General features: G+C 72.9%; 2 protein-coding genes. Both read right to left on the reverse strand.

Going from position 1 to position 2,328, the window contains the following annotated elements; translation table 11 throughout:
* The coding region (locus G6028_RS15260) for an alpha/beta fold hydrolase (RefSeq protein ID WP_241730806.1) at positions 1-1,266 on the reverse strand (1,266 nt) is incomplete at its 3' end.
* Positions 1,263-2,327: an alanine racemase gene (gene alr, locus G6028_RS15265; RefSeq protein WP_338404248.1), complete on the reverse strand. Its 1,065-nt coding sequence runs from the start codon at positions 2,325-2,327 to the stop codon at positions 1,263-1,265. The genes G6028_RS15260 and alr, both read right to left, overlap by 4 nt.
* Position 2,328 lies beyond the last annotated feature (1 nt).

Consider the following 2,328-nt stretch of genomic DNA (forward strand, 5'->3'; position numbering starts at 1 on the left):
CGACGATCCTGAGCCACTCGACGATCCGGTGCCCTTCGACGATTCGGTGCCGCTCGACTTCTCCCGCGTGCGTGCGCGCCACTCGACGATGGCGTCCGCGATGAGGTCGCCGAGGACCTCCGACACGTGCGCGGGCTCCTCCAACATCACCATGTGCCCCGCTCCGGGGACCACCACGAACTCGGCGTCCGGCAGCGCCTCGGCGATGTCCACCGAGCGGTCGAGGGGGGTGAGCAGGTCGCGGTCCCCGCACAACACCGTGGTGCGCACGTCGCGGAGCACGGGCACGGCCGCGGACTCGTCGTGCTGGGTGAGGGTCTCGAAGAAGTTCGCGATCGTCAGGACGTCCGTCGAGGCGATGAGCTTGTCCACGAACCTGGCGACGGTCGGGCTCATCTTGGCCGGGTCGCCGAACGAGCCGCCGTAGATGAACGGCGAGATGATCGCCCCGAGGGCCCTGCGGCTGCTGGTGAACACCGCGGGCGTGCGGCCGGCGAGGCCCACGAATCTGCTGACGGCCCTGCTGTCGAGCACGGCACCCAGGCCCGACTCCGACAGTTCCGCCATCGCCGTGGCGACCAGCCCCACGCCGAGCACGCGCTCGCGGACCGCGTCCTCGTGGCGGACGGCGTAGCCGAGGACCGTCATGCCCCCCATGGAGTGGCCGATCGCCACGATCGGGCCGGTCGGCGCCGTGGCGGAGATCACCGAGTTGAGGTCGGACGCCAGCTGGGCGATGGTCGAGTTGTCGCGCGAGCTCTTGCCGCTGAGTCCGTGACCGCGCTGATCGTAGAAGACCAGGCGGACCTCGGAGCCGAATCGGTCCTGGAGGTGCCGGCGCTGGAAGTGCCAGGAGTCCATCGACAGCGTGTACCCGTGGGCGAACACCACGGTCATCGGCGCGTCGGTCGGGCCGGCCTCCCGCACCGCGAGCGGGACACCGTCCGAGGCGGCGACCATCGAACCCCGGTCGACCCCGAGCTCCCACATGTCCTCGCCGGCCCACGGGTCACTTGCCCGGCGTCCCGGGAGGAGCGTGCCCACGGATCCGATCGTCGCGGCGCCGAGGGCGCTCAGACCCGCGGCGAGACCGCCCGGGGCCCGGATCTGCTCCTCGACGGACTCGGCGTCCCCGGTCTCCCCGCCCACCAGTTCGGGTGACCGGACCTCGACGGGATCCCCCGCAGCGGACCGGGAAGGGCGCCGGGGCCACCGGAGCCGGGGCATCGACCTCCGGCGCCCGGGCGAGTCGTCTTCTCCACTCATAGCGAACCCTCCCTCTGCCCGCCGCTGGCGTGGCGGGCCCCGAGAACGTGCTGGCGCACCGCTCGGCCTCGGACGGCTGTGACGACCTCGTAGTGGATGGTCCCGAGGGTGCGGGCCCACTCGGCGGCGGTGGGGCCCCCGTCGGAGCCGGTACCGAACAGGACGGCGGTGTCCCCCGCGCGGACCGAGTCGCCCGGGTCCGGTCCCAGGTCGACGACGAACTGGTCCATGCAGACGCGGCCGACGTTCGGGTACCGGCGTCCGTGGATCGACACGTCGAGCCTGCCCGAGAGCAGTCGCCACACCCCGTCGGCGTACCCCGCCGCCACGAGGGCCACCGTGGTGTCCCGCGGGGCGTGCCACGTGTGCCCGTAGCTCACCCCCTGACCGGCGGCGATGCGCTTGACCATCAGGACCTCGGCGGAGAACGTCATGGCCGGGACCAGCTCCGCCTCGAGACCGTCGACCGGGTTGAGCCCGTAGAGGGCGATCCCGGGGCGGACCATCTCGAAGCCGTCGTCCGGGCGGGTCAGGGTGGCCGCGGAGTTGGCGTGGTGGTTGACCGGGCACCGCACCCCGCGGGCGCGGGCCTGCGCCACGCACGCGTGCAGACGGTCGACCTGCTGGTCGATCACCGGGTTGCCCGGATCGTCGGCGTGCGCGAAGTGCGCCATCAGCCCGGTCACCTCGATGAGGCCCTCGTCGGAGGCGGCGACCAGCCGGTCGAGCAGGGAGGGCCACTCGTCGAGGGTGATGCCGGAGCGGGCGAGCCCGGTGTCGATCTTGGGGGTCACCCTGGCGCGGCGGCCGGTACGCCGGGCGGCGTCGAGAACGGTGTCGAGGTGGCCCGGGCTCGGGACCGCCAGGTCCACATCCGCCTCGAGCGCCACGCCGACGTCGTCACCCACCCCGAACAACCAGGCCAGGATCTCGGCGTCGATGCCCGCGTCACGCAGCTGCACTGCCTCGGCGATCGTCGTGACGCCCAGCGCGTCCGCCCCACCGCGCAGCGCCGCGAGCGAGACCGGCACGGCGCCGTGGCCGTAGGCGTCCGCCTTCACC

The organism is Dietzia cercidiphylli (assembly GCF_014145145.1).
GTDB classification, from domain to species: domain Bacteria; phylum Actinomycetota; class Actinomycetes; order Mycobacteriales; family Mycobacteriaceae; genus Dietzia; species Dietzia natronolimnaea.